23 protein-coding genes and 1 tRNA gene are annotated in these 23,358 nt (G+C 65.3%); 15 read left to right on the top strand and 9 right to left on the bottom strand.

What is annotated here, in order from left to right; all coding sequences use genetic code 11:
• Positions 1–15 precede the first annotated feature (15 nt).
• The 3 genes from pheT to A6M56_RS11960 all read left to right on the top strand — a co-directional run bounded on the left by pheT (position 16) and on the right by A6M56_RS11960 (position 3,389).
• On the top strand, positions 16–2,445 hold the full coding sequence (pheT, locus tag A6M56_RS11970) for a phenylalanine--tRNA ligase subunit beta (RefSeq protein WP_102079856.1): 2,430 nt from the start codon (positions 16–18) through the stop codon (positions 2,443–2,445).
• 74 nt (positions 2,446–2,519) lie between these two features.
• Entirely contained in the window at positions 2,520–2,933 is a 414-nt protein-coding gene (locus tag A6M56_RS11965) for an integration host factor subunit alpha (protein ID WP_045786988.1), read from the top strand.
• 33 nt (positions 2,934–2,966) lie between these two features.
• Complete coding sequence (locus A6M56_RS11960) at positions 2,967–3,389, top strand: MerR family transcriptional regulator (RefSeq protein ID WP_062738477.1); 423 nt, start codon at positions 2,967–2,969, stop codon at positions 3,387–3,389.
• Positions 3,390–3,479: 90 nt separating this feature from the next.
• Here the strand turns inward: A6M56_RS11960 and A6M56_RS11955 are convergent.
• Positions 3,480–3,556: transfer RNA gene (locus A6M56_RS11955), tRNA-Pro, on the bottom strand.
• Positions 3,557–3,592: 36 nt separating this feature from the next.
• Positions 3,593–3,682: an AraC family transcriptional regulator gene (locus tag A6M56_RS11950; RefSeq protein WP_233902577.1), complete on the bottom strand. Its 90-nt coding sequence runs from the start codon at positions 3,680–3,682 to the stop codon at positions 3,593–3,595.
• Between A6M56_RS11950 and A6M56_RS11945 the strand changes: the two genes are divergently transcribed.
• Entirely contained in the window at positions 3,671–3,913 is a 243-nt protein-coding gene (locus A6M56_RS11945; protein WP_373271734.1) for a carboxymuconolactone decarboxylase family protein, read from the top strand. The genes A6M56_RS11950 and A6M56_RS11945 overlap by 12 nt on opposite strands.
• A 15-nt stretch (positions 3,914–3,928) precedes the next feature.
• Here A6M56_RS11945 and A6M56_RS11940 read toward each other — a convergent pair whose 3' ends face one another.
• Positions 3,929–4,867, bottom strand: a complete 939-nt coding sequence (locus A6M56_RS11940; protein WP_045786986.1) for an aldose epimerase family protein — start codon at positions 4,865–4,867, stop codon at positions 3,929–3,931.
• Positions 4,868–5,181: 314 nt separating this feature from the next.
• On the opposite strand from A6M56_RS11940, the gene A6M56_RS11935 reads away from it, so the two are divergent.
• From A6M56_RS11935 to hpaI, 11 genes are all read left to right on the top strand, one after another.
• Positions 5,182–5,559: a hypothetical protein gene (locus A6M56_RS11935; RefSeq protein WP_045786985.1), complete on the top strand. Its 378-nt coding sequence runs from the start codon at positions 5,182–5,184 to the stop codon at positions 5,557–5,559.
• A gap of 170 nt (positions 5,560–5,729) precedes the next feature.
• On the top strand, positions 5,730–6,797 hold the full coding sequence (dinB, locus tag A6M56_RS11930; protein ID WP_045786984.1) for a DNA polymerase IV: 1,068 nt from the start codon (positions 5,730–5,732) through the stop codon (positions 6,795–6,797).
• 190 nt (positions 6,798–6,987) lie between these two features.
• Positions 6,988–8,421 carry a branched-chain amino acid transporter BcaP gene (bcaP, locus tag A6M56_RS11925; protein WP_102079855.1) on the top strand — a complete coding sequence of 478 codons (1,434 nt, stop codon included), beginning with the start codon at positions 6,988–6,990 and terminating at the stop codon, positions 8,419–8,421.
• A 551-nt stretch (positions 8,422–8,972) separates the two neighbouring features.
• Entirely contained in the window at positions 8,973–9,263 is a 291-nt protein-coding gene (locus A6M56_RS11920) for a DUF1488 family protein (RefSeq protein ID WP_045786982.1), read from the top strand.
• Positions 9,264–9,449: 186 nt separating this feature from the next.
• The gene (locus A6M56_RS11915; RefSeq protein WP_102079854.1) at positions 9,450–10,208 is read left to right on the top strand and encodes a fumarylacetoacetate hydrolase family protein; all 759 of its coding nucleotides are present in this window, start codon (positions 9,450–9,452) and stop codon (positions 10,206–10,208) included.
• Positions 10,205–10,972 carry a fumarylacetoacetate hydrolase family protein gene (locus A6M56_RS11910; RefSeq protein WP_045786980.1) on the top strand — a complete coding sequence of 256 codons (768 nt, stop codon included), beginning with the start codon at positions 10,205–10,207 and terminating at the stop codon, positions 10,970–10,972. Before A6M56_RS11915 ends, A6M56_RS11910 begins: the two co-directional genes overlap by 4 nt.
• Positions 10,969–12,450: a 5-carboxymethyl-2-hydroxymuconate semialdehyde dehydrogenase gene (gene hpaE, locus A6M56_RS11905; protein WP_102079853.1), complete on the top strand. Its 1,482-nt coding sequence runs from the start codon at positions 10,969–10,971 to the stop codon at positions 12,448–12,450. Before A6M56_RS11910 ends, hpaE begins: the two co-directional genes overlap by 4 nt.
• Before the next feature lie 42 nt (positions 12,451–12,492).
• Positions 12,493–13,350, top strand: a complete 858-nt coding sequence (gene hpaD, locus A6M56_RS11900) for a 3,4-dihydroxyphenylacetate 2,3-dioxygenase (RefSeq protein ID WP_045786978.1) — start codon at positions 12,493–12,495, stop codon at positions 13,348–13,350.
• A 10-nt stretch (positions 13,351–13,360) separates the two neighbouring features.
• Entirely contained in the window at positions 13,361–13,750 is a 390-nt protein-coding gene (locus tag A6M56_RS11895; protein WP_045786977.1) for a 5-carboxymethyl-2-hydroxymuconate Delta-isomerase, read from the top strand.
• A 3-nt stretch (positions 13,751–13,753) separates the two neighbouring features.
• Entirely contained in the window at positions 13,754–14,557 is an 804-nt protein-coding gene (gene hpaH, locus A6M56_RS11890) for a 2-oxo-hept-4-ene-1,7-dioate hydratase (RefSeq protein ID WP_045786976.1), read from the top strand.
• Positions 14,558–14,576: 19 nt separating this feature from the next.
• Positions 14,577–15,383, top strand: a complete 807-nt coding sequence (hpaI, locus tag A6M56_RS11885) for a 4-hydroxy-2-oxoheptanedioate aldolase (protein ID WP_045786975.1) — start codon at positions 14,577–14,579, stop codon at positions 15,381–15,383.
• 6 nt (positions 15,384–15,389) lie between these two features.
• Here the strand turns inward: hpaI and hpaR are convergent, their stop codons facing one another.
• The 6 genes from hpaR to A6M56_RS11855 all read right to left on the bottom strand — a co-directional run bounded on the left by hpaR (position 15,390) and on the right by A6M56_RS11855 (position 23,167).
• Positions 15,390–15,854, bottom strand: coding sequence for a homoprotocatechuate degradation operon regulator HpaR (gene hpaR / locus A6M56_RS11880; protein WP_045786974.1), 465 nt, complete (start codon positions 15,852–15,854; stop codon positions 15,390–15,392).
• A gap of 11 nt (positions 15,855–15,865) precedes the next feature.
• A complete protein-coding gene (gene xth, locus A6M56_RS11875) occupies positions 15,866–16,675 on the bottom strand; it encodes an exodeoxyribonuclease III (RefSeq protein ID WP_045786973.1) in 810 nt (269 codons plus the stop codon).
• A gap of 147 nt (positions 16,676–16,822) precedes the next feature.
• Positions 16,823–18,925, bottom strand: coding sequence for a M3 family metallopeptidase (locus A6M56_RS11870; protein WP_045786972.1), 2,103 nt, complete (start codon positions 18,923–18,925; stop codon positions 16,823–16,825).
• Between the two features lie 93 nt (positions 18,926–19,018).
• Complete coding sequence (gene folD, locus A6M56_RS11865; RefSeq protein WP_045786971.1) at positions 19,019–19,888, bottom strand: bifunctional methylenetetrahydrofolate dehydrogenase/methenyltetrahydrofolate cyclohydrolase FolD; 870 nt, start codon at positions 19,886–19,888, stop codon at positions 19,019–19,021.
• A gap of 73 nt (positions 19,889–19,961) precedes the next feature.
• Positions 19,962–20,597 (bottom strand): response regulator transcription factor, encoded by a 636-nt coding sequence (locus A6M56_RS11860; RefSeq protein WP_045786970.1) that lies wholly within the window; start codon positions 20,595–20,597, stop codon positions 19,962–19,964.
• A gap of 68 nt (positions 20,598–20,665) precedes the next feature.
• Complete coding sequence (locus tag A6M56_RS11855) at positions 20,666–23,167, bottom strand: PAS domain-containing sensor histidine kinase (protein ID WP_099050663.1); 2,502 nt, start codon at positions 23,165–23,167, stop codon at positions 20,666–20,668.
• Positions 23,168–23,358: the final 191 nt, after the last annotated feature.

The raw sequence follows: 23,358 nt of genomic DNA, 5'->3' as shown, positions 1-23,358 counted from the left end.
TCTTTTCGTCGCGCCATGCAATTTCCGGAATCCTGGCTTCGCAGTTTCGTCAATCCGCCGATCACCACCGATGAACTGTCCCATCGTCTGACGATGGCGGGTCTTGAAGTGGAAGAGGTCGACCCTGTCGCGCCGCCGTTCACGAAGATCGTGGTCGGCCATGTAGTGGAGGTGAACAAGCATCCGGACGCCGACCGCCTGAATGTGTGCAAGGTCGATGCGGGCACGGGCGAATTGCTGCAGATCGTCTGCGGTGCGCCGAACGTGTCGGTTGGCATCAAGGTGCCCTGTGCGCTGGTGGGCGCCGAGCTGCCGCCGGGCGAAGAGGGCAAGCCGTTCAAGATCAAGGTCGGCAAGCTTCGTGGCGTGGAGAGCTACGGCATGCTGTGCTCTGCCCGCGAGCTGAAGCTGTCGGAAGACCACGGCGGTCTGCTGATCCTGCCGGAAGACACGCCGGTGGGCGAGGACATCCGCAAGGTGCTCGATCTGGACGACCAGATCTTTGTCATCAAGCTCACGCCCAACAAGGCCGACTGCCTGTCGATCCATGGCGTGGCGCGTGAGGTGTCCGCGCTGACGGGCGCGCCCATCACGGTGCCGTCGATGGCGCCCGTGGCGGTGACGCTCGCGGACAAGCTGCCGGTCAAGGTGGAGGCGCCGGACCTGTGCGGTCGTTTTTCGGGCCGCATCATCCGCGGTGTGAATGCGCACGCGAAGACGCCGGCCTGGATGGTGTCGCGCATCGAGCGCGCGGGCATGCGCAGCGTGTCGGCGCTGGTCGATATTTCGAATTACGTGATGCTGGAGCTGGGCCGTCCGTCGCACGTGTTCGACCTGGACAAGATCCACGGCGGCCTGACGGTGCGCTGGGGCAAGGCTGGCGAACAACTGAAGCTGCTCAACGGCGAGACCATCACCGTCGATGAGAAGGTCGGCGTGATTGCCGACGAGCAGGCCATCGAAAGCCTCGCCGGCATCATGGGCGGCGACAAGACCGCCGTCACGCTGGACACGCAGAACATTTACGTCGAAGCCGCATTCTGGTGGCCGGAAGCCATCCAGGGCCGTGCGCGCCGCTACAACTTCTCGACCGATGCCGGCCACCGCTTCGAGCGTGGTGTTGACTATGCCACCACCGTCGAACACATCGAGCGCATCAGCGCGCTGATCCTCGAGATCTGCGGCGGCCAGGCAGGCCCGATCGATGACCAGATCGTCAACCTGCCCAAGCGCGAGCCGGTGCGCATGCGCGTGGCCCGGGCGGCGCGCGTGCTGGGCATCGCCCTTTCGCATGAAGTCGTGGCCGATGTGTTCAAACGTCTGGGCCTCACGTTCAGCGTGGAAGATGATGTGTTCATCGTCGAGCCGCCGTCGTATCGCTTCGACATCGAGATCGAGGAGGACCTCATCGAGGAGGTCGCGCGCATCTATGGTTTCGAGCAGATTCCCGCCAAGCCGCCGGTTGCCGAAAACGCCATGCGCCCGACCAACGAAGCGCGGCGCACGATGCATGATGTGCGTCACGCCGTGGCCGCGCGCGACTATCACGAAGTCGTCAACTTCGCCTTCGTCGAGACCGCTTGGGAAACCGACTTCGCCGGCAACAGCAACCCGATTCCGCTGCTGAACCCGATCGCCAGTCAGTATTCGGTGATGCGCAGCACGCTCATCGGCGGCCTCGTCGACAAGGTGCGCTACAACCTGAACCGCAAGGCTTCGCGCGTGCGCATGTTCGAAGTCGGCCGCGTGTTCCATCGCGATGCCAGCGTTGCGGATGGCGGTCTGTCGGTGGCGGGCTATGCACAGCCGATGATGGCCGGGGGTATTGCCTACGGCCCCGCGAAGGAAGAGCAGTGGGGCGTGCAGACGCGCGGCGTTGATTTCTTCGACGTGAAGGGCGATGTCGAATCGCTGCTGTGGCCGCTCCAGGCGCGTTTTGAACGCGCTGAGCATCCCGCGCTGCATCCGGGGCGCTCTGCACGGGTGGTGCTGAATGGCCGCGCGATCGGCTGGATCGGCGAGCTGCATCCGCGCTGGTTGCAGAAGTACGATCTGCCGACCGCACCCGTGGTCTGGGAACTCGAGTTGGAGGCCATCACTGCCGTCGGTCTGCCGACGTATCGCGAAGTGCCGCGCGTGCCCGCCGTGACGCGCGACATCGCGCTGGTCGTGCGTCAGGATGTGGCGGTGCAGGACCTGGTCGACACGTTCGAAAAGGCGGCGGTTGGCACCCCGTGGCAGCGTTATCTGCAGGGCGTCGTGCTGTTCGATGAGTTCCGCCCGAAAGCGGCGACGGCGGCCATTGGCGCGCAGGAGAAAAGCCTTGCCTTCAGAATTACGTTGCAAGATACTGACAGCACCCTCCAGGACGACATTGTCGAGGCCGCCACACAGCAACTGATTCGGGCGGCCGGCGATGCATTCGGCGCGCGCCTGCGCGCCTGACGTCTTTGACGTCCGCGCTGCGCTACAGACACGAACGAACCTCTGTATCCGAGCTCGATCACGCAAGCGAATCTATGAACGATCAACACGCGCCCGCGTTGGCGGCTTCCCTGGGCGACCCGCTCGGTTCTTCTTCGGCACTCGCCGAGACGCGGGATGCGCGCGGCCACGATGTGCCGACACTCACCAAGGCCGAACTCGCCGAGATGCTGTTCGAGCAGGTCGGCCTGAACAAGCGCGAGTCGAAGGACATGGTCGAGGCGTTCTTCGACGTGATTCGCGAGGCGCTCGAGCAAGGCGACAGCGTCAAGCTGTCCGGCTTCGGCAACTTCCAGTTGCGCGACAAGCCGCAGCGCCCCGGCCGCAATCCGAAGACCGGCGAGATCATCCCGATCACCGCACGCCGTGTCGTCACGTTCCATGCGAGCCAGAAGCTCAAGGCGCTTGTCGAAGAGCGCGCCGAGCCGCTGCCGGTGAGCGCTGCGTAATTCCCTTCATTCCGTTTCTTTCGCCAGCCCTTCATGGCCGCCGATAAACACACGGAGCGGGTCAACCTGCCGCCCATTCCTGCCAAACGCTACTTCACGATTGGTGAGGTCAGCGATCTGTGCGCCGTGAAGCCGCACGTGCTGCGCTATTGGGAGCAGGAATTCACCCAGCTCAAGCCGGTCAAGCGGCGCGGCAATCGCCGGTACTACCAGCATCATGAAGTGCTGCTGATCCGGCGGATTCGTGAACTGCTGTATGAGCAGGGCTTCACGATCAACGGCGCGCGCAACCGGTTGGATGAACTGCGGCATGGCGCAGCGCCGGCCGAGACCGAAGCGCCGGAGAAGGAAGTCGCCGCCCCACAGCGGCCCGCCATCGGCGGTTCAGTCGATGTGCAGGGATTGCGCCAGGCGCTGATGGCAGTGCTCGATGTGCTGCGGCCGGACAAGCCGTAGACGGATACCGCCTTCCCACACATCGCCGACGCCGGATAGGCGGACATGAAAAAGCCCGCGTAACGTCATCCGTTACGCGGGCTTTTGTTTTGGTCGGGGCGAGAGGATTTGAACCTCCGACCACCTGCACCCCATGCAGGTACGCTACCAGGCTGCGCTACGCCCCGAAGCCTGAAAGTATAACAGAGGCACCTCATCGGTGACTAGTGGGTTGCGCGCCGATACCTTGCCGGCGTCATTCCGAGTTGCTGTTGGAATGCCTTGTTGAATGCGGCTTCGGATTGGTAGCCCACACGTGCGCCGATCTCTCCGACGCTCTGGCGCGTGTGCGTCAGCTGATCGTGGCGGTGACCACGCGCTGCGATGGCTGTATCACGGTGCACACGGCGCAGGCGCTCACGCATGGCGCGACACATGACGAGATTGCGTATGCGCTGAGCGTGGCGATCTCGCTCAATGCCGGCGCGGCCCTGGTCTATTCGGCACGCGTGATGGACGCCGTGCAGGCGTATGAAAACGCCTGAGCGCCGAGCCGCACACTAGCGCGCGATCCGCAGGCGGCAGGTAGCCTGCCGTGTCTCGCCAGGGGCGAGCAGATGCAGGCCCTCGCCGTGATGGATCGCGTTGGGCAGGCCCATCCACGGTTCAACGCAGTAGAAGTCAGACGTGGCGTTTTCTGTCCACGTGGTGATGGCGTGCCAGGGCACCGGCGCGCCGTCGACCTCGAAGCGGATGCGGCGGCCAAGCGGCGCTTCGCCGTGCGGCGGAATGACCAGCGTTGCAGCGCCAGCGTCATCGAGCAGGTGATAGCGGTCTTGCAGCGCCGGGTCGTCGAGCTGGTAAGTCCTGCGCCCGGGCTCGGGGCGGTCGAGACTGCCATCGGGCAGTTGGCGTGACAGCCGTGCCGGCGGCATCAGCAGCTCGGTCGCGCCGCGCAATGCATGCGGCAGCGCCAGGTAGAAATGATGGCCGGCGTAGAAAGGCATCGGGGCATGCGCGTCACCTTCGTTCCGATGCTTGACCGAGAAGGTCGCCTCGAGCCCATCGTCAATCAGCCGGTACGTCACGCGAAACTCAAAGGCGAACGGATAGCCTTGACGTGTCTCGGGGCTGTCGCGCAGCAACAGAACGATGTGCGCGTCGCTTGCGTCTTCCACCTCGAACGGCAAGTCGCGTGCGAAACCGTGTTGCGGCAGGGCGTGAAGTTGCCCGCGCGCGTCGCGCCAGCGGCCGGTCTCCCCTTCTGCGAAGTGCCGGCCGATGAAGGGAAACAGCAGCGGATTGCCGCCACGGACCTTGGCTGCGTTCGACCAATTGGCCGGCTCGGGCCAGAAGAGAATGTCTTCGCCGCGATGGCGCCAGCGCACGAGCCGCCCGCCGGCATCGGGTGCCAGCAGCAGCATGGACCCATTGGCGTGCGACTCACCGATGCGGATGAGCGTGCGGTCTTGAAAGCGGGCGGTGGGCAGGTCGTACATAGGCGGGCGAGGTGGCTTGTTGGCATGGGAATCGCGTACTAGATTGTCAATGCGTTTTGCCCGGAGGGAAACCATGTCCGTCAATTGCGTGCTGCCCGCACATACCGTTCCCCCGCCCGACGAGCCGTCGCCACCGGGCATTCCACCAGATCTGCCATCGCCCGATGAACCCCCGCCGCCCGTCGAGCCACCGGAGATGTTGCGGACGTAATCTGCTGTTACCAATCGTCACAGCTTTGTGGGAAGCGGTTCGTAAGATAAGCGCCAGTTCTCGCGTAACTGCGCGTTTCTACAACGACGATACGAGCCCAAACATGTCGATTCTTCCGCGTCTGACCCTGTGCGCAGTCCTGGCGGCCTCCATGGCCGGTTGTGTCGTGGCGCCGCCGCAGCCCACGCGTACGGTGGTGGTGCGCGAGCCGGTTCCGGTCGCGGCACCTGCACCGGTGGATCCGCGCGCGCGCTTCGACCAGGTGCAAGGTCGCCTCGCAGAAGAATTCCACCGCATCGACGTTCGCCAATCAGAGGGCTACATCGATCCGTATCGCGCGGATGGCCTGCGCGATCGCCTGCGCCGCATCCGCCAGGAAGCCAACGACATGGCCAGCCAGCATCGCGGTGGCTTGTCCGGCGACGAGCAGCGCGCCCTGAATGACGAACTCGGCGCCGTGGCGCACGATATCGGCCGCTAAGCCGCTTTTCCGATCCCTTCATTCGCCGATGTTGCGTTGCAGTATCGGCGAAATGCATTGTTGCGCCGCGTTGCGTGCGCGACCCGCGGAAGCTGATACGCTTGCGTTCCTCCTGAACGAGCAAGCCCGACGCCGCTGCCGCCTCCCGCAGCCGGTTCTGGCCTTGTGCCGTGCGAAAGATCATCCACTGCGACTGCGATTGTTTTTACGCCGCCATCGAAATGCGCGACGATCCGCGCCTCGTCGGCAAGCCGCTGGCCGTCGGTGGGCGGCCGGAACGGCGCGGCGTGGTCGCGACTTGCAATTACGAAGCACGCAAGTTCGGCATCCATTCGGCGATGCCCATGGCGCAGGCCGTCAAGCGTTGTCCCGATTTGCTGATCGTGCCGCCGTCCATGGAGAAGTACCGCCAGGTCGCGCGCCAGATCTTCGCCATCTATCACAGCTACACGCCGCTGGTCGAGCCGCTGTCGCTCGACGAGGCTTATCTTGATGTGACTGACAGCCCGATGCTCGCCGGCAGCGGCACCCGCATCGCTGAAGACATCCGCCGCCGCGTGCGCGAAGAGATCGGCATTACCGTGTCGGCGGGCGTTGCGCCCAACAAGTTCATCGCCAAGATCGCCAGCGACTGGAACAAGCCCGATGGCCTGTTCGTCGTGCGGCCGGAGCAGGTGGACGCCTTTGTGGCCGCGCTGCCTGTGGACCGCCTGTTCGGCGTGGGCAAGGTGACGGCGGCCAAGCTGCGCCGCCTCGGTGCCGAGACGTGCGGCGACCTGCGCGCCTGGGGCACCGACCGGCTGCAGCAGCATTTCGGCGTCTTCGGATTTCGCTTGCATGACCTGTGTCGCGGCATCGACCACCGGCAGGTGCAACCTTCGCAGATCCGCAAGTCCGTCAGCGTGGAAGAAACCTACGCCACCGACCTGCGCACGCTCGACGATTGCCAGCGCGAACTGGCGATTCTGGTCGAACAGCTGGCCGCGCGCGTCGAGCGGGCCCGCGCCGGCAACATGATCCACAAGACCTACGTCAAGATGCGCTTCGCCGATTTCCGTGGCACGACGGTGGAGTGCATCGCACCGCAGGTGTCGCTGCCAGTGTTCACGAAGCTGCTGACACAGGGCTTCGAGCGTCGCCGGATGCCTGTGCGGCTGCTGGGGGTGGGCGTGCGGCTGTATGAGTCCGACGCGCATGCGCGCCAGCAGCCGCTGTTCGAAGATTTTGCTGCGGGGTAACGATTGCGCCTCCGGTTCCAGCAACCGGATGGGAATTGTCCTATTTTCTGTCTGCATTGCGGCGATAGAAGGGCGGAATGTCGCCTGCGGGTAAAATGCCCGCTTTTTTGCATAATCCGCCGCCGCGCGCCACACGTGCGCGACAGTGCATTCCGTCACATTCGGGTGCACGCAGACAGGAGACGCAGTAATGAGTTTGTTCCGTACCAAGAACGTGGATCACATGATCCGCACCGGCCACAGCGATACCGGCCTGAAGAAAGTCCTCGGTCCGCTGGATCTCACCTTCCTCGGCGTTGGCGCCATCATTGGCACCGGCATTTTCGTGCTGACGGGCACCGGGGCGCTCACCGCGGGCCCCGCACTGACGCTGTCGTTCATCGTCGCGGCGCTGGCGTGCGGGTTTGCCGCGCTGTGCTATGCAGAATTCGCCTCGACCATTCCCGTGTCCGGCTCCATTTATACGTACGCTTACGCGACCATGGGCGAACTGGTGGCCTGGATCATCGGCTGGGACCTGATGCTCGAATACGGCCTGGCCACATCCGCGGTTTCGGTGGGCTGGTCCGGCTATTTCCAGTCGCTGCTGTCAGGCTTCGGCCTGCATCTGCCGGTGGCGCTCACCGCTGCACCCGGCGCGATTCCGGGCGTGCAGACGCTGTTCAACCTGCCGGCGCTGGTGATCATGCTGCTGATCACGACGCTGCTGTCGTTCGGCATTCGCGAATCGGCGCGTGCAAACAACATCATGGTGGCGATCAAGGTGACGGTGGTGCTGCTGTTCATCGCGGTGGGCGCACGCCATGTGCAGCCGGCCAACTGGCAGCCGTTCATGCCGTTCGGCATGGAAGGCGTATTCGGGGCGGCGGCCATCGTGTTCTTTGCCTTCATCGGCTTCGATGCCGTGACGTCCGCGGCTGAAGAGGTGCGCAATCCCAAGCGCGACCTGCCCATCGGTATCATCGGCTCGCTGGCGGTCTGCACGATCCTCTACGTGCTGGTGGCGGCCATCATGACGGGCATCGTGCCGTTCGCGAAGTTTGCAGGCGTGGATCACCCCGTGTCTCTCGCATTGCAGGTGGCGGGCGAAACCTGGGTGGCGGGGTTTGTCGATCTTGGCGCCATCATCGGCATGACGACCGTGATCCTGGTGATGGCCTACGGCCAGACGCGCATCATCTTCGCCATGTCGCGCGATGGTCTGCTGCCCAAGCGTCTGTCGCACATTCATCCGCGCTATTCGACGCCGTTCCTGAATACGTGGGTGGTCGGCATCGTGTTCGCGGTGATTGCCGCCTTTGTGCCGCTGAACGTGCTGGCAGAGCTGATCAACATCGGCACGCTCGCCGCGTTCTCCCTGATCGCCGTGGCCGTGCTGGTGCTGCGCCGTACGCGTCCGGACCTGCATCGCGGCTTCCGCTGTCCTGGGGTGCCGGTGGTGCCGTTGCTGGCGATCGGCATGTGCCTGTTCCTGATGAGCCATCTGCAGGCCGTGACGTGGATTGCCTTCGGGGTGTGGGTCGTCATCGGCCTGCTCGTGTACTTCGGGTATGCCCGCCGCCGTTCGCTGCTGCATGTGTCGGAGCAAGGTGGTGGTGCACCGGCCTCCGAGACGGTGCACTGACTTCTGCGCCAAAAGGGCGCCGCGGCGTGGAGCGCCTGCACAGGCTCCACGCCGCCTGCATCGCCGGATGCGCCGGCCATCCATTCCCTCACAGCATAGGGTGGCGGACGCGCCCGGCGCACGCATCGAAACACGTCGATGCGGCTCGCAGGGTATTTCGTTGCATCCCGTGAAATTTCGGTGGTGTCGCCGGCCTGACGACATGACGATGTCGTAAAACCTGCAACTGGGAGCGCCGAGCGTTCCACCAGCAGACTGCATGCAATGGATTTTGTGATTGCGACTTTGCTTTGCAGTGCCGTCTTGGCCCCGACAAAAAAGCATAACGGCGCAGGTGCCCCGCGAGCCCTGATGCCGCCTGGGGTCGCCCCCTGTGAGGCTCGCCAGGATGCCACGAACGCGCAAACGGTGCTCGCACGCGCGTCCCAAGCTGTGGTTAAAATGATCTGTGCAGCCAGACAAATGTCTGACGAAACCCTGCCGGCCCCCCCGCACGGTTTCCACGCAACAGCGTGTGCGTTGTTGTCCATTGCAATCGGAGGGCTTTGACGATGGAAATCAAGTTCGAAAAGAAAGAGGCGTACGACATCAACAATGAAGGCCTGCTGTTCGACGCGCTCGTCGACGGCGAAAAGGTGACTTGCGTGGCAACGCGCGAGGCGCTTTGGGAAGGCCTGGAAGGTGATCAGGTGTTGTCGCTTCAGGCGGCCTTCGAGGCCGGCCAAGAGCGGATTCAGGATGCTGCCCGTGTGCTCATCGCCGATGGCGTACAGCGCGCCAACGGGCTGACCGATTTGCCGCAGCCGGTCGTGGTCAAGCGCGTGCATGTTGCCGTGGCGTGAGTCCGATCGATTGCCTCGATAGACATCGGCATGACCGATGTCCCCACGGTGGACATCGCCTCCGCCGTCAAACCAAAGCCGGCCCGCGTGGCCGGCTTTTTCATGGCGCGCATTTTCCCGGGTTGACATCGCGCCAATCCGCTCACATGATTAACATGTTAATAATATGGGGCGCTGGAGGCGGATGTGCGGCGAGGCAAGGTGAGGTTGTCAGACGGCCGGCAGCAGGACTGGGTGCAGGCCGACGGCACGCAGCCGGCCAGGGGTCCGGGGCCAGTGCAATGGCTGCCGCCGGTCGACGGCGCGGTGGTCGGCACGCTGCTCAACTTTCGCGGTGAGTTGGAGGCGCTCGGCGACGCGCTCGCCGAGCCGCCATACCAGGCGCCTCCCAACGCGCCGGTGCTGTATCTCAAGCCCGCCAATACACGCGTTGGCCATAACCAGTATGTCGTGCTGCCGCCTGATGTCGACGGCATCTGGGTCGGCGCATGCCTTGGCGTGGTCATCGGCCGGACAGCCACACGCGTGCGCGTGCCGCACGCTGCCGAGTGCATTGCCGGCTATACCATCGTCAACGACCTGACGGTGCCGCACGCAAGTTATTACCGGCCGCCGGTCCGGCACAAATGCCGGGATGGCTTCTGCCCGATCGGGCCGTGGGTGGTGGACCGCGAAGACCTGCCGGATGCCGACGCGCTGGACATCACCGTGCGGATCAACGGCGAGATCGCACAGCGCGCGAACACGTCGACGCTCGTGCGGCCCATCGGGCAACTGCTCGCCGACGTGACGGCGTTCATGACGCTGGAAGCCGGCGATGTGCTGCTCGCGGGCATCCCCGAGAACCCGCCGCTGGCGCGCGCCGGTGATCGGATCGATGTCGGCATCGCACACATCGGCACGCTGACGACACATCTCCTGCGGCAGGCGGAGGCGGTCCAATGAAACACGCCCGCATTGCGTATGACGGAGCAGTCCACCACGCGGGAGCCGTCCCCGGGGACGACACCCGCCTGCGGCTGAGCGACGGGCGCGTGCTGCGCGAAACAGAAGTCGTTTGGCTGCCGCCCATTGAACCGCGCACCATCTTTGCGCTGGGTCTGAACTATGCCGATCACGCCAAGGAACTCGCCTTCAAGGCGCCCGCCGAGCCGCTCGCGTTCCTGAAAGGCTCCAATACGTTGATCGGCCACCGTGCGCATACCGTGCGTCCGGCCGGCGTCGCATTCATGCACTACGAGTGCGAACTCGTGGTCGTCATCGGCAAGGCCGCGCGCAACGTGCCGCGGGAGCACGCGTACGAATATGTCGCCGGCTATACCGTGGCCAACGACTACGCCATCCGCGATTACCTCGAAAACTATTACCGCCCGAACCTGCGCGTGAAGAGCCGCGACACCTGCACGCCCCTCGGCCCGTGGCTCGTCGACCGCAACGATGTGCCCGACCCGATGAACCTCGCGCTGCGCACGACCGTCAACGGCCGCGTCACGCAGCAAGGCAGCACGCGCGACATGATCTTCGACATCCCGGCGCTGATCGCGTGGTTCTCGAGTTTCATGACATTGGGCGCGGGCGACATGATCCTGACCGGTACGCCGGAGGGCCTGGCCGATACGCAGCCGGGCGATGAAGTCGTCACCGAGATCGAAGGCATTGGGCGATTGGTCAGCACCATCGTCGCTGAACAGAGCAAGGAGACCGCATGACTGCCATCAGCATGGACCCCGTCAAACATTGGATCGACGGCAGGCAGGTCGACAGCGCCGAGCGGTTCGTCACGACCAACCCGGCCACGGGGGAGGCCATCGCCGAGGTGGCTTCCGGCGGCGAGGCGGAAATCCACGCGGCCGTGGCAGCGGCGAAGGCGGCGTTTCCGGCCTGGGCGAACACGCCCGCCAAGCAGCGCGCCAGGCTGATGCGCCGGTTGGGCGAACTGATCGAGCAGAACGTGCCGCAGCTGTCGGCACTGGAAACGATGGATACCGGCCTGCCGATCGCGCAGACGCGCAAGCAGCTCATTCCACGCGCTTCCGAGAACTTCCATTTCTTTGCGGAGGTCTGCACGCAGGTCAATGGCACGACGTATCCGGTGGACGACCAGATGCTGAACTACACGCTGTACCAGCCGGTGGGCGTGTGCGCGTTGATCTCGCCCTGGAACGTGCCATTCATGACGGCCACCTGGAAGGTCGCGCCGTGTCTGGCGCTGGGCAATACGGCGGTGCTGAAGATGTCGGAGCTCTCGCCGCTGACGGCGGACCAGCTTGGCCGCCTGGCGCTGGAGGCGGGCATTCCGCCGGGTGTGCTGAACGTGGTGCAGGGTTATGGTGCCACGGCGGGCGATGCCCTGGTGCGCCACCCCGGTGTGCGCGTGGTGTCCTTCACGGGCGGAACCGTCACCGGCAAACGCATCATGGAGCGCGCCGGGCTGAAGAAGTTCTCGATGGAACTGGGCGGCAAATCGCCGGTGCTGATCTTTGACGATGCGGATCTGGACCGGGCGCTGGACGCGTCGCTCTTCACGATCTTTTCGATCAACGGCGAGCGCTGCACGGCCGGCTCGCGCATCTTCGTGCAGGAAACGGTCTACGACGATTTCGTCGGCAAGTTTGCCGAGCGTGCCAAGCGGCTGATCGTGGGAGACCCGGCCGACGAGCAGACCAACGTCGGTTCGATGATCACGCGCGCGCATTGGGAGAAGGTGACCGGCTACATCCGCCTCGGCGAGCAGGAAGGCGCGAGGATCCTGGCCGGCGGCCCGGACAAGCCCGCCGGCCTGCCCGCGCATCTGCAGCATGGCAACTTCGTCGCCCCGACGGTGCTGGCCGATGTCGACAACCGCATGCGCGTGGCGCAGGAAGAGATTTTTGGCCCCGTGGCGTGCCTCATCCCGTTCAAGGACGAAGCCGACGGCCTCAGGCTCGCCAACGACGTGGAGTACGGCCTGGCGTCGTACATCTGGACGCAGGACGTGGGCAAGGTGCACCGGCTGGCGCGCGGCATTGAGGCAGGCATGGTCTTCGTCAACAGTCAGAACGTGCGCGACCTGCGACAGCCGTTTGGCGGCGTGAAGGCATCCGGCACCGGACGCGAGGGCGGCGAGTACAGTCTCGAAGTGTTTGCCGAAATCAAGAACGTCTGCATCTCGATGGGCAGCCACCACATCCCGCGCTGGGGCGTCTGACGCATCAGCCGACCAACCAAGAGAAGGGCGCAAGGAGACACCATGGGCAAGCTGGCCTTGGCCGCGAAGATCACCCACGTGCCGTCGATGTACCTGTCGGAGCTGCCCGGCAAGCACCACGGCTGCCGCGCCGCGGCCATCGAGGGGCACCGGATCATCGGGCAGCGCTGCCGCGATCTGGACGTGGACACCATCGTCGTGTCGGACGTGCACTGGCTGGTCAACGCCGGGTATCACGTCAACTGCAATGCGCGCTTCGAGGGCGTCTACACCAGCAACGAGCTGCCGCATTTCATCCAGGACATGCGCTACGCGTATCCGGGCAACCCGGCGCTCGGGCGGCGGATTGCCGAGACAGCCACGGCGCGCGGCGTGTTCACACGCGCGCATGAGATCGACAGCCTCGAACTCGAGTACGGCACGCTGGTGCCGATGCGCTACATGAACGGCGACCAGCACTTCAAGGTCGTGTCGGTGGCCGGCTGGTGCGCCTGGCACAAGCTGGACGAGAGCCGCCGCTTTGGCGCCGCGCTGCTCGAAGCCATTGAAGCCAGCGACAGCACCGTCGCATTCCTCGCCAGCGGATCGCTGTCGCACCGCTTCAATGACAACGGAAGCCCCGAAGGCGCCATCCACCAGATCAGCCGCGAGTTCTACCGCCAGGTCGATCTGCGCGCGGTGGATCTGTGGAAACAGGGCGACTGGAAGACGTTCTGCGCGATGCTGCCCGATTACGCATCGCTGTGCGAAGGCGAGGGCGGCATGCACGACACGGCGATGCTGCTCGGCCTGCTCGGCTGGGATGCCTACGACCGGGGTGTGGAGATCGTCACCGAGTACTTTGCCAGTTCCGGCACGGGCCAGATCAACGCGATCTTCCCGGTGCCGGCGCGGTCATGAGGAGGCTGCCATGCCGCACGTGATTGTCGAATACACGGCCAACCTGGGCGACGATGCCCGCATTCCTGAACTTCTGCAGACCATCAACGAGACGCTGATCGCGCAGAACGGCGTGTTTCCGACGGGCGGCATCCGCTCGCGCGCGCTCCAGCTGACGGACTACCGCGTGGCCGACGGCAAGGAGGACGACGCCTTCGTCCATGTCGCGCTCAAGATCGGCGCGGGTCGCCCGCCCCAGATCAAGAAGGCGGCTTGCGATGCCTTGTTCGAGGCCATCAAGGCGCATTTCGCCGAGGCCTTTGCGCGTCGCTATCTGGCGCTGTCCATGGAGCTGACCGAATTCGACGAAGGCGGCAGCTACAAGCACAACAACATCCACGCACGTTTCCGCAAGGCCTGATCCATGCTCGACACCACGACCGTCCAGACCATCGCGCGGCGCCTGCACCAGGCCGAGACCGAGCGCAGGCAGATCCGCCAGGTGTCGCTCGACCATCCCGGGATCACAATCGAAGACGCCTACGCGATCCAGCGCGAATGGGTGGCGATGAAGCTGGCAGAGGGCCGGCGCCTGAAGGGGCACAAGATCGGCCTGACCTCGCGCGCGATGCAGCAGTCGTCGCAGATCGACGAGCCGGACTACGGCGCGCTGCTCGACGACATGTTCTTCGCGGAGGGCGGCGACATTCCCGCCAGCCGCTTCATCGTGCCGCGCGTCGAGGTGGAGCTGGCCTTCGTGCTCGGCAAGCGGCTGCAGGGGCCGGGGGTGACGCTGTTCGACGTGTACGACGCGGTGGATCACGTGATTCCCGCGCTGGAGATCATCGACGCGCGTTCGCAATCGATCGATCCGGACACGGGCCGCCCGCGCAAGGTGTTCGACACGATCGCCGACAACGCTGCCAATGCCGGCGTGGTGATGGGCGGGCGGCCGATCCGCATGCGCGACGTGGATTTGCGCTGGGTCAGCGCCATCTTTTCGCGCAACGCCGTCATCGAGGAGACGGGGGTGGCGGCGGGCGTGCTGAACCATCCGGCCAACGGCGTCGTATGGCTCGCCAACAAGCTCGCGGCGCACGGCGTGGCGCTGGAGCCGGGGCAGGTCATCCTCGGTGGTTCATTTACGCGGCCGGTACCCGCGCGCCCGGGTGATACATTCCACTGCGATTACGGCCCGCTCGGCAGCATCGCCTGCCATTTCGTCTGACCCTGACAGGATTCCTGCCATGCAACTTCCGGTGAACCACTTCAAGCGCGCGCTGGCCGAACGGCGCCCGCAGATCGGCCTGTGGCTCGCGATGACGCATCCGTATCCGGCCGAGATCGTGGCCGGGGCCGGCTTCGACTGGCTGCTCATCGACAACGAGCACGCGCCCAACCAGCTGCAGTCGACGCTTGCCCAGCTGCAGGCTCTTGCGCCGTATCCGACGCATCCGATCGTGCGGCCGGCCTGGAACGATCCGGTCGAGATCAAGCGGCTGCTCGACATCGGCGCGCAGACCTTGCTGGTGCCCATGGTGCAGAACGCCGACGAAGCGCGCGCCGCGGTGCAAGCGATGCGCTATCCGCCCAACGGCATGCGGGGTGTGGGCAGCGTGCTGGCCCGTGCGTCGCGCTGGAACCGCGTCGACGACTACCTCGCCCAGGCGGATGCGCAGATGTGCACGCTCATCCAGGTCGAAACCGCCGAGAGCCTGACGCATCTCGACGCGATTCTCGCTGTTGAAGGCGTGGACGGCGTATTCATCGGCCCGGGCGATCTGGCGGCGTCGATGGGGCACCTGGGTGAGCCGGGCCATCCGGAAGTCCGCAAGACCATCGACGATACGATCGGCCGCATCGTGGCATCCGGCAAGGCGGCAGGCATCCTGTCGGCCGACCAGGCGCGGGCCCGGCATTACCTGTCGCTTGGCGCGACGTTTGTTGCGGTCGGCACCGATGTGACGTTGCTGGCCCGCAGCGCCGAACAGCTCGCGCAGGCGTTCAAGGGCGAGGGCGCGGCCAAGCCGCAGGCGGCCGGCACCGTGTATTGACGGCCGTTACTCTTCGCCGGTGAAGCGGGCCATCGGGGTGTGCGTTTCCATGAGATGGATCGCCTCGTCGATGGCCGTATAGAGGGCTTCCAGCCTCTCTCGCCCCAGCTGCGCCTCGATGCGCGCGTACTGGGCGTCCACCTGCGGTTCCACGTCGGCCAGGAACTGGCGGCTCTTCGCCGTGAGCGAGATCACCTGCCGGCGCTGATCCACCGACGACTTCGTCCGCACGATCATCTCCGACTGCTCCATGGCCGCCAGCATGCGCGTCAGGCTCGGGCTCAGGATGAGGCACGCATCGGCGAGCTGATTCGGCTCCATGTCGCCGGTGTCGTTGAGTGTGCGCAGCACGCGCCATTGCTGCTCGGTGATGCCGTACTCGCGCAAGATCGGCCGAAAGCGCGCCATGAAGGTTTCACGGGCACGCAGCAGCAGGTGCGGCAAATTGCGACGTTTGAAAGCGGAAGCCATGCCCCGCACCCTCACGCGCTGCGCAGTGCGGCGACCACCGGCGTGTGGTCGGACGGCTGCTCCCAGGTGCGCGGCACGCGGTCGATATGGCACGACTCGCACAGCTTGGCCAGCTCGGGGGACAGCATGATGTGGTCGATGCGCAGGCCGGCGTTGCGCTTGAAGGCAAAGAGCCGGTAGTCCCACCACGAGAAGAGCCTGTCTTCCTGATCGAACATGCGGAAGGCATCGACGAGCCCGGCGCCTTCCAGCGCACGAAACGCGGCCCGCTCTTCCGGCGACACCAGGTTCTGGCCCTCCCACTTTTTCGGGTCGTGCACGTCGCGGTCGTCCGGGGCGATGTTGAAATCGCCCAGCAGCATCAGCCGCGGATGGGCGGCCATTTCGGTTTTCAGCCAGTCCTGCAGCGCGGCCAGCCAGCGCATCTTGTAGGCCATCTTGTCGGAGCCGAGCGCCTGGCCGTTGGGGAAGTAGGCAGAGATCACGCGCACCGGGCCATCCGCCATGTCGTACGTGGCGGCCACGATGCGCTGCTGTTCGTCCTCGAAGCCGGGGATGTTCTTGACCACGTCGCGGCCCTCGGGCACGGCGGCCTTGCGCGAGAGGATGGCGACGCCGTTGTACGTTTTCTGGCCCGTGAACAGGGACGCATAGCCGGCGGCGTCAAGCTCGGCCAGCGGGTAGCGGTCATCGGGCAGTTTGAGCTCCTGGAGGCAGAGCAGATCGATGGGCGTGGCGTCGGCTTCGCGCTGGGCCAGCCATTGGAGCACGTGCGGCAGGCGAACCTTCAGGGAGTTAACGTTCCAAGTGGCGACACGCATGGGAGGTCAGGTCCTTGCAAATGGCGACGGCGCGCGCGGCGCCGCCCAGGGGTGCGTTATTGTGCCATCAAGCACCCTGCATCCAGATGGAAACGCCGCTTCGGCGCGAGGCGCGAAGCGGCGTCCTGATGACGACGGTGCGGCGTGTCAGGCCGCTTCAGCGACCATGCCGCCGTGGCGCAGCAACGCGTCGATGCTGGGCGCCCGGCCACGGAACGCGGTGAACGACTCGATCGCCGGGCGGCTACCGCCCACGGCCAGCACTTCGCGGCGATAGCGCGCGCCGGTTTCGGCATCCAGCACCGAGCCGCTCAGCTTGCTGGCTTCTTCGAACGCCGCGTAGGCGTCTGCCGAGAGCACCTCGGCCCACTTGTAGCTGTAATACCCGGCCGCGTAGCCCCCCGCAAAGATGTGGCTGAACGTGTTCGGCCAGCGCGAGAGTTCGACCTGCGGCACCACGTGGAAGCGGTTGTTGATCTGGCGGGACAGCTCCAGCACCGAGGTCGAACCCTTCGGATCGAAGTCGGTATGCAGGTGCATGTCGAACGCCGAGAAGACGATCTGGCGCAGTGTCGCCATGCCGTTCTGGAAGTTCTTCGCGGCCAGCATGCGGTCGTACAACGTGCGCGGCAAGGGCTCGCCGGTGTCCACGTGGCGCGTCATGCGCGAGAGCACCTCCCACTCCCAGCAGAAGTTCTCCATGAACTGCGAGGGCAGTTCCACTGCATCCCATTCCACGCCGTTGATGCCGGACACGCCGAGTTCATCCACCTGCGTGAGCATGTGGTGCAGGCCGTGGCCGAACTCGTGGAACAGCGTGATGACCTCGTCGTGCGTGAACAGCGCCGGCTTGTCGCCGACCGGGCCCGAGAAATTGCAGGTGAGGTAAGCCACCGGGGTTTGCACCCGTGCGTCGTCGAGCAGCTTGCGACCCCGTGCGTCGTCCATCCATGCACCGCCGCGCTTGCCGTCACGTGCGTACAGGTCGATGTAGAACTGCGCGAGCAACTCGCCCTGCGCCGATTCCACGCGGAAGAAGCGCACGTCCGGATGCCACACCTCGGCCTGCTCCGGACGGATCTGCACGGAGAAGAGCGTCTGCACGACATCGAACAGGCCGTCCAGCACGGCGGGTTCCGGGAAGTACTGCTTCACCTCCTGCTCGGAGAACGCGTAGCGCGCCTCGCGCAGCTTTTCCGACGCGTAGGCCATGTCCCACGGCTCGAGCTTGTCGATGCCGAGGTTGTCGCGGGCGAAGGCCTGGAGTTCGGCCCAGTCCTTTTCAGCGAAGGGGCGCGCGCGGTCGGCCAGCTCGCCGAGGAAGCGCAGCACGTCTTCGGGCGAGTCGGCCATCTTGGGCACGAGCGAGAGCTCGCCGAAGTTGCGGTAGCCGAGCATGCGCGCTTCTTCTGCACGCAGGGCAAGCTGCTCGGCCATGTTGGCGGTGTTGTCCCACTCGGGTTTGCCGCCGCCGTATTGCGCGCCGAGTTCCGACGCGCGCGTGACATTGGCTTCGTACAGCGTGCGGCGCAGTGCGCGGTCATCTGCGTACTGCAGCACCGGGAAGTACGACGGGAAGTGCAGGGTGAACTTCCAGCCCTTAGCATCCGGATTGTCGCGGCGGGCCGCTTCGCGTGCGGCCTGCTTGGCGTCTTCGGGCAGGCCGGCCAGGCGGGCTTCGTCGTCGATCAGCAGGGCGTAGGCGTTGGTCGCATCGAGGACGTGGTCGCTGAAGGCCTTCGTCAGTTGCGCCTGCTGCTCCTGGATGGCAGCGAAACGGGGCTTCTGGTGTTCGGGCAATTCGGCGCCGCCCAAGCGGAAGCCGCGCAGTTCGTTGTCGAGCAGCTTCTTGCGTGCCGGCGACAAGGTGGCGTATTCGGCGCTTTCGGCAATCGCCTTGTACTTTTCGAAGAGCTCCAGGTCTTGGCCCAGGCCCGACCAGAATTCCGTTACGCGGGGCAGGTTGGCGGCGTGCGCTTCGCGCAGCGCAGGCGTGTCCGCCACCGCGCTCAGGTGGCTGACGATGCCCCAGGCGCGGCCGAGCGGTTCGGTGGCCTCTTCCAACGTGGCGACGACCGTCTTCCAGCTGACCGGCGTGGCCGGGTTCTTGACCTGCGCGACTGCCGCGGCGGCCCGCTCGAGCAGCACGTCGATGGCCGGGGTGATGTGTTCCGGGCGGATGTCCGCAAAGCGCGGCAGACCGGAAAAATCGAGCAGCGGGTTGTTGGCTTGGAGCGAAGTGTCGGTCATGGCGGGCTCAAAAGAGAAATGCGCGGGACAAAAAAAGCGTCCAATCCGGAAGGTTGGGACGCTTTCCTCGATTCCAACAGGATCCGGTGAAGCTTACGCCGCCAGCGTGGCTCCATCGGCGGCACGCTCGGCGGCTTCCAGCGTGTTGATCAGCAGCATGGTGATCGTCATGGGCCCCACGCCGCCCGGCACCGGTGTGATGTAGCCAGCGACTTCCTTCACGCCGGCAAAGTCGACATCGCCGCACAGTTTGCCGGCCTCGTCGCGGTTCATGCCCACGTCGATGACGACGGCGCCGGGCTTGACCATGTCTGCGGTGATGATGTTGCGGCGGCCCACGGCGGCCACGATGATGTCGGCCTCGCGCGTGTGGGCGGCGAGATCACGTGTCTTGCTGTTGCAGATCGTGATGGTCGCGCCGGCCTGTAGCAGCAGCATCGCCATCGGCTTGCCGACGATGTTCGAGGCGCCCACCACCACCGCGCGCGCGCCGCGCACCGGGTAGTTGATCGATTCGAGCATCTTCATGCAGCCGTACGGCGTGCACGGGCGGAACAGCGGGGCGCCGGTCATCAGCGCGCCGGCGTTGGCCACGTGGAAGCCGTCGACGTCCTTCTCGGGCGCGATGGCTTCGAGCACCTTGTGGCTGTCGATGTGCTTGGGCAGCGGCAACTGCACGAGGATGCCGTGGATGCGCGGGTCGCGGTTCAGCGCGTCGATGCGGCCGAGGAGGTCGGCTTCGGTGAGGTCGGCCGGGTAGCGGTCGAATACGGAAAGGAAGCCGTTGTCCTCGCACGCCTTGATCTTGTTGCGCACGTAGACCTGGCTGGCGGGGTCTTCACCGACGAGGATGACGGCGAGACCAGGCTGGTGGCCGCGCGCAGTGAGGGCGGCGGCGCGTTGTGCGGCTTGCGCGCGGAGTTGCTTGGCAAGCGCGTTGCCGTCGATGAGTTGGGCAGTCATGGCTGGACGGAGGAGGGAGAGGGCAAACCGCGATTATAAATCGGCGCCCACCCCGCCACCGCCCGATGTGCGCTCAGCTATTGCGCGACAGTGCCAGGCGCAGCAGATCCGCCACGGTGTTCACGTTGAGCTTTTCCATGATGTTGGCGCGGTGCGCCTCCACCGTCTTGATGGAAATGCCCAGGTCGTCGGCGATCTGCTTGTTCAGCCGGCCTGCGACGATGCGTTCGAGCACCTGCTGCTCGCGCGTGGTGAGCTTGCTCAGGAGGTCCTTCGCTGCCTTCTGCTCGCGCGCGGCGGAGTCTTCGGTGCGTGCCTTGCTGAGCATGCGCTCCACCAGCTCGCGCAGCTCCGATTCATCGAAGGGCTTTTCGATGAAGTCGACGGCGCCTTTCTTCATGGTCGACACGGCCATCGGCACGTCGCCGTGACCGGTCACGAAGACGATCGGCATGCGGCTGTTCTCGGCCAGCAGGCGGTCCTGCAGTTCGGGGCCGCTCATGCCCTGCATGCGCACGTCGAGAATCAGGCAGCCGACCCCCTCGCCGCGCTTGTCGTCGACCAGGAATTCTTCAGCGCTGCGATACGTGCGCACGGTGTAGCCGTTGCCTTCGAGCAGCCACGTCAATGAGTCACGCATGGCTTCATCGTCATCGACGACGAACACGGTTTCGTTGCGCGGGGCAACTGCAGCGGGCGTTGTACTCATGGAGTCGTCCTCGGTCTACGTTCTGTGTTTTACGTTCTGGAAGCGATGGCGTGCGAATCACGGCCGATCTACAGCGGATTCAGCGGCAGGATGATTTTAAACGTACAGCCGATGCCGTCGGCGTTGTTTTCCACCCAGAGCCGGCCGAGATGGGATTCTATGATGGACCGGCAGATGTTGAGCCCCATCCCCATGCCGTCGGATTTGGTACTGAAGAACGGTTCGAACAGCCGTTCCTTGGTGCTGTCGTCCACGCCCGGGCCCTGGTCGATGACCTCGATCAGCACGGAGTTTTCCGGGTCGTCGATCAGGTTGGCGTGCAGGCGCAGCACGCTCGCGGCGCGCAGGCGCGGATGCGCCGCCATGGCTTCGGCGGCGTTCTTGAGCAGATTGACGAGCACCTGCTCGATCAGCACCGGGTCGACATACAGCGGCGGCAGGTCGGCCGGCAGGCGCGTGAGGATCGTGATGCCACGCCGTGTGGCTTCGAGTTCGGCCAGGCCGACGGCATCGGCCACGATCTCGCGCAGGTCGGCTTCGCGCCGCTGCGGCTGGCTGCGCTTCACGAACCCGCGGATGCGCTGGATGATGGTGCCCGCGCGCACGGCCTGCGCGGACGTCTTCTCCAGCACCGGAATCAGCTCTTCGGCGGTGCTGCGCCCGCTCTTGAGGCGGCCGACGGCGCCCATGCAGTAGTTGTTGATGGCGGCCAGCGGCTGGTTCAGTTCGTGGGCGAGCGACGAGGCCATCTCGCCCATGGTCGTCAGGCGGCTGGTGAACTGCAGGCGCTCCTCGTGCTGGCGCGTCATCTCTTCGGCGGCCTTGCGCACGGTGATGTCGGTGGCAATCTGCATCTGGGCGAGGTGGCCGTCCACCCACTGGATGTAGCGCCGGCGCACCTCAAACCACTTCTGCATCGACGGCACGTAGATTTCGCGCGCGTCGGCGGCGTGCGGCGTCAGCTCGGACGCGGGCAGGCCGGCGTAGGCGTCCACCAGGTCCAGTGCATCGCTGGAGACGTCTTCCGTGCTGACGTCGTGCCCGGACAGCTGCAGGTGACCGAAGGCCTCCCAGCCAAACAGCTGGCGGTAATAGCGGTTGGCGAACAGCAGCTCCGCCTTGTCGGTGGACAGCACCGACACGGCGGCATCCAGGCTTTCCAGCACCGTGGTAAAGCGGTCATGCGCGGCGGCGAGGTCTTCACGTGCGCGCTTGGGTTCGGTGATGTCGGTAATGGAACTCATCCACCCCGTGTGCCGGCCGCGTGCGTCGATCAGCGGCGAAACGTACATCCGCGCATAGAAGCTCGTGCCGTCGCGGCGCATCATGCGCAGCTCCATCCCGTTGGCGGGCGCCTTGCCGCGCAGCGTCAGCTCGATGTGCTTCTGCATTTCGCCGATCTCATTCGGGGGCCAGTACGGAAACGGCGGCATGCGGCCGACCAGCTCTGCCTCGGTCCAGCCGATCATGCGGCAGAACGCCGGGTTCACGTAGGTGATGCGGCCATTGAGATCGAGCGCGCGCATGCCGATCACCATGGAGTTTTCCATGGCGCGGCGGAACGACGTCTCCGCCAGCAGCGCCCGTTGCGCCTCGGAGCGCCGACTCGTGTGGCGCCACACGCTCCACAGGCTCCAGATGACGAAGCACGACAGCCCGGCCACCAACCACATCAGCATGTTATTGGGCAGGTTGGACGGCGCCGGATACGCTTCGGCCCGCAGCGACAGCGAATGCCCCGGCGGATCGAGCAGCACTTCGTACGAGGCCGCGGCCTTCGGCACGGGCCGCAGCGACGTGCTGGCGCGCACCACGTTGTTCTTGTCGACCAGCGAGAACCGGTAGCGGTCGGTCAGCTCGCCGGGCAGCAGTTGCGTGAGGATGCCGGTGACCGAATACATGGCGCCCACGGTGCCGAGGAACTCGTTGTCACGCACGATCGGCACTTCCATCAGCATGAAGCTCTCGCCGCGCTCGTTCTGGATTGGGCGCGAGTACACGGCCCGCTGGGTCTCGCGCGCGGCATCGTAGGCGGACTGGATTTCGGGCTCGAGCGGGTGGTCGCGCGTCTCGCGCACCCGCCCGGCGAACTCGGAGTTGGACGGAAACGCCCAGCGCGGGCGCCGCGTGGCGTCCAGCCAGTTGATGAAGACGAGCTCGGGATTCTCGCGCAGCAGTTGCCGCGCGGCGTCGCGGTAGGCGCTCGGGTCGAGCTGCGCGGCGCCGATGTCACGCGCCAGCGCGGCCACCTGGTCCTGGTTGCTCTGCAGGGACAGCCGCACCTTCTGCTCGGCCCAGGCCGCGTCCCGGTAGAGGGCATCGCGCTGTTGCTGCACTTCGGTGGCGTGCAGCTGATACAGGATGAAGATCATCGCGCCGGCAAACAGGACGATCGCCACCAGCGGGATGAACATGAACCAGTTCGTCGTCCATAGCCGCCCCAGCCGCGTCAGCCACAGGCGCCGCGGCACGTTCGGGCGCACGCCGTCTTCGGGGGGCAGTTCGGGCGCAGCGGCGGCCGGCGGCTCCGGTGCGGCCGAATCCTGCGAGGCGTGGGAGGGGGCAAGCATGATGGGCGGGCGAACGCCGGAACTCTGCGGAGGTAGGGAAGTGGGCATCTGTGCAACTGCGCAAAACCAAGTGTAACGGCAATTAGCGTGCTGGTCGCTTGGGGAAACCGCTTGGTGAGATGCGCGCAGCATGCGGCAAATGCTGCGGTGCAATGTCAAAACTGCTTTGTTCTGCACTGCGGCAATATTCC

The organism is Ralstonia sp. RL (genome assembly GCF_001683835.1).
Lineage (GTDB): Bacteria > Pseudomonadota > Gammaproteobacteria > Burkholderiales > Burkholderiaceae > Ralstonia > Ralstonia mannitolilytica.
Note: the sequence above shows the minus strand (reverse complement) of the source record. Positions and strands in the feature narration are given on the sequence as shown.

Coding starts and splice junctions, on each gene's coding strand:
- pheT (WP_102079856.1), top strand. CDS start 16: ATGCAATTTCCGGAATCCTGGCTTCGCAGTTTCGTCAATCCGCCGATC.
- A6M56_RS11965 (WP_045786988.1), top strand. CDS start 2,520: ATGAACGATCAACACGCGCCCGCGTTGGCGGCTTCCCTGGGCGACCCG.
- A6M56_RS11960 (WP_062738477.1), top strand. CDS start 2,967: ATGGCCGCCGATAAACACACGGAGCGGGTCAACCTGCCGCCCATTCCT.
- A6M56_RS11940 (WP_045786986.1), bottom strand. CDS start 4,867: ATGTACGACCTGCCCACCGCCCGCTTTCAAGACCGCACGCTCATCCGC.
- A6M56_RS11935 (WP_045786985.1), top strand. CDS start 5,182: ATGTCGATTCTTCCGCGTCTGACCCTGTGCGCAGTCCTGGCGGCCTCC.
- bcaP (WP_102079855.1), top strand. CDS start 6,988: ATGAGTTTGTTCCGTACCAAGAACGTGGATCACATGATCCGCACCGGC.
- A6M56_RS11920 (WP_045786982.1), top strand. CDS start 8,973: ATGGAAATCAAGTTCGAAAAGAAAGAGGCGTACGACATCAACAATGAA.
- A6M56_RS11910 (WP_045786980.1), top strand. CDS start 10,205: ATGAAACACGCCCGCATTGCGTATGACGGAGCAGTCCACCACGCGGGA.
- hpaE (WP_102079853.1), top strand. CDS start 10,969: ATGACTGCCATCAGCATGGACCCCGTCAAACATTGGATCGACGGCAGG.
- hpaD (WP_045786978.1), top strand. CDS start 12,493: ATGGGCAAGCTGGCCTTGGCCGCGAAGATCACCCACGTGCCGTCGATG.
- A6M56_RS11895 (WP_045786977.1), top strand. CDS start 13,361: ATGCCGCACGTGATTGTCGAATACACGGCCAACCTGGGCGACGATGCC.
- hpaH (WP_045786976.1), top strand. CDS start 13,754: ATGCTCGACACCACGACCGTCCAGACCATCGCGCGGCGCCTGCACCAG.
- hpaI (WP_045786975.1), top strand. CDS start 14,577: ATGCAACTTCCGGTGAACCACTTCAAGCGCGCGCTGGCCGAACGGCGC.
- hpaR (WP_045786974.1), bottom strand. CDS start 15,854: ATGGCTTCCGCTTTCAAACGTCGCAATTTGCCGCACCTGCTGCTGCGT.
- xth (WP_045786973.1), bottom strand. CDS start 16,675: ATGCGTGTCGCCACTTGGAACGTTAACTCCCTGAAGGTTCGCCTGCCG.
- A6M56_RS11870 (WP_045786972.1), bottom strand. CDS start 18,925: ATGACCGACACTTCGCTCCAAGCCAACAACCCGCTGCTCGATTTTTCC.
- folD (WP_045786971.1), bottom strand. CDS start 19,888: ATGACTGCCCAACTCATCGACGGCAACGCGCTTGCCAAGCAACTCCGC.
- A6M56_RS11860 (WP_045786970.1), bottom strand. CDS start 20,597: ATGAGTACAACGCCCGCTGCAGTTGCCCCGCGCAACGAAACCGTGTTC.
- A6M56_RS11855 (WP_099050663.1), bottom strand. CDS start 23,167: ATGCTTGCCCCCTCCCACGCCTCGCAGGATTCGGCCGCACCGGAGCCG.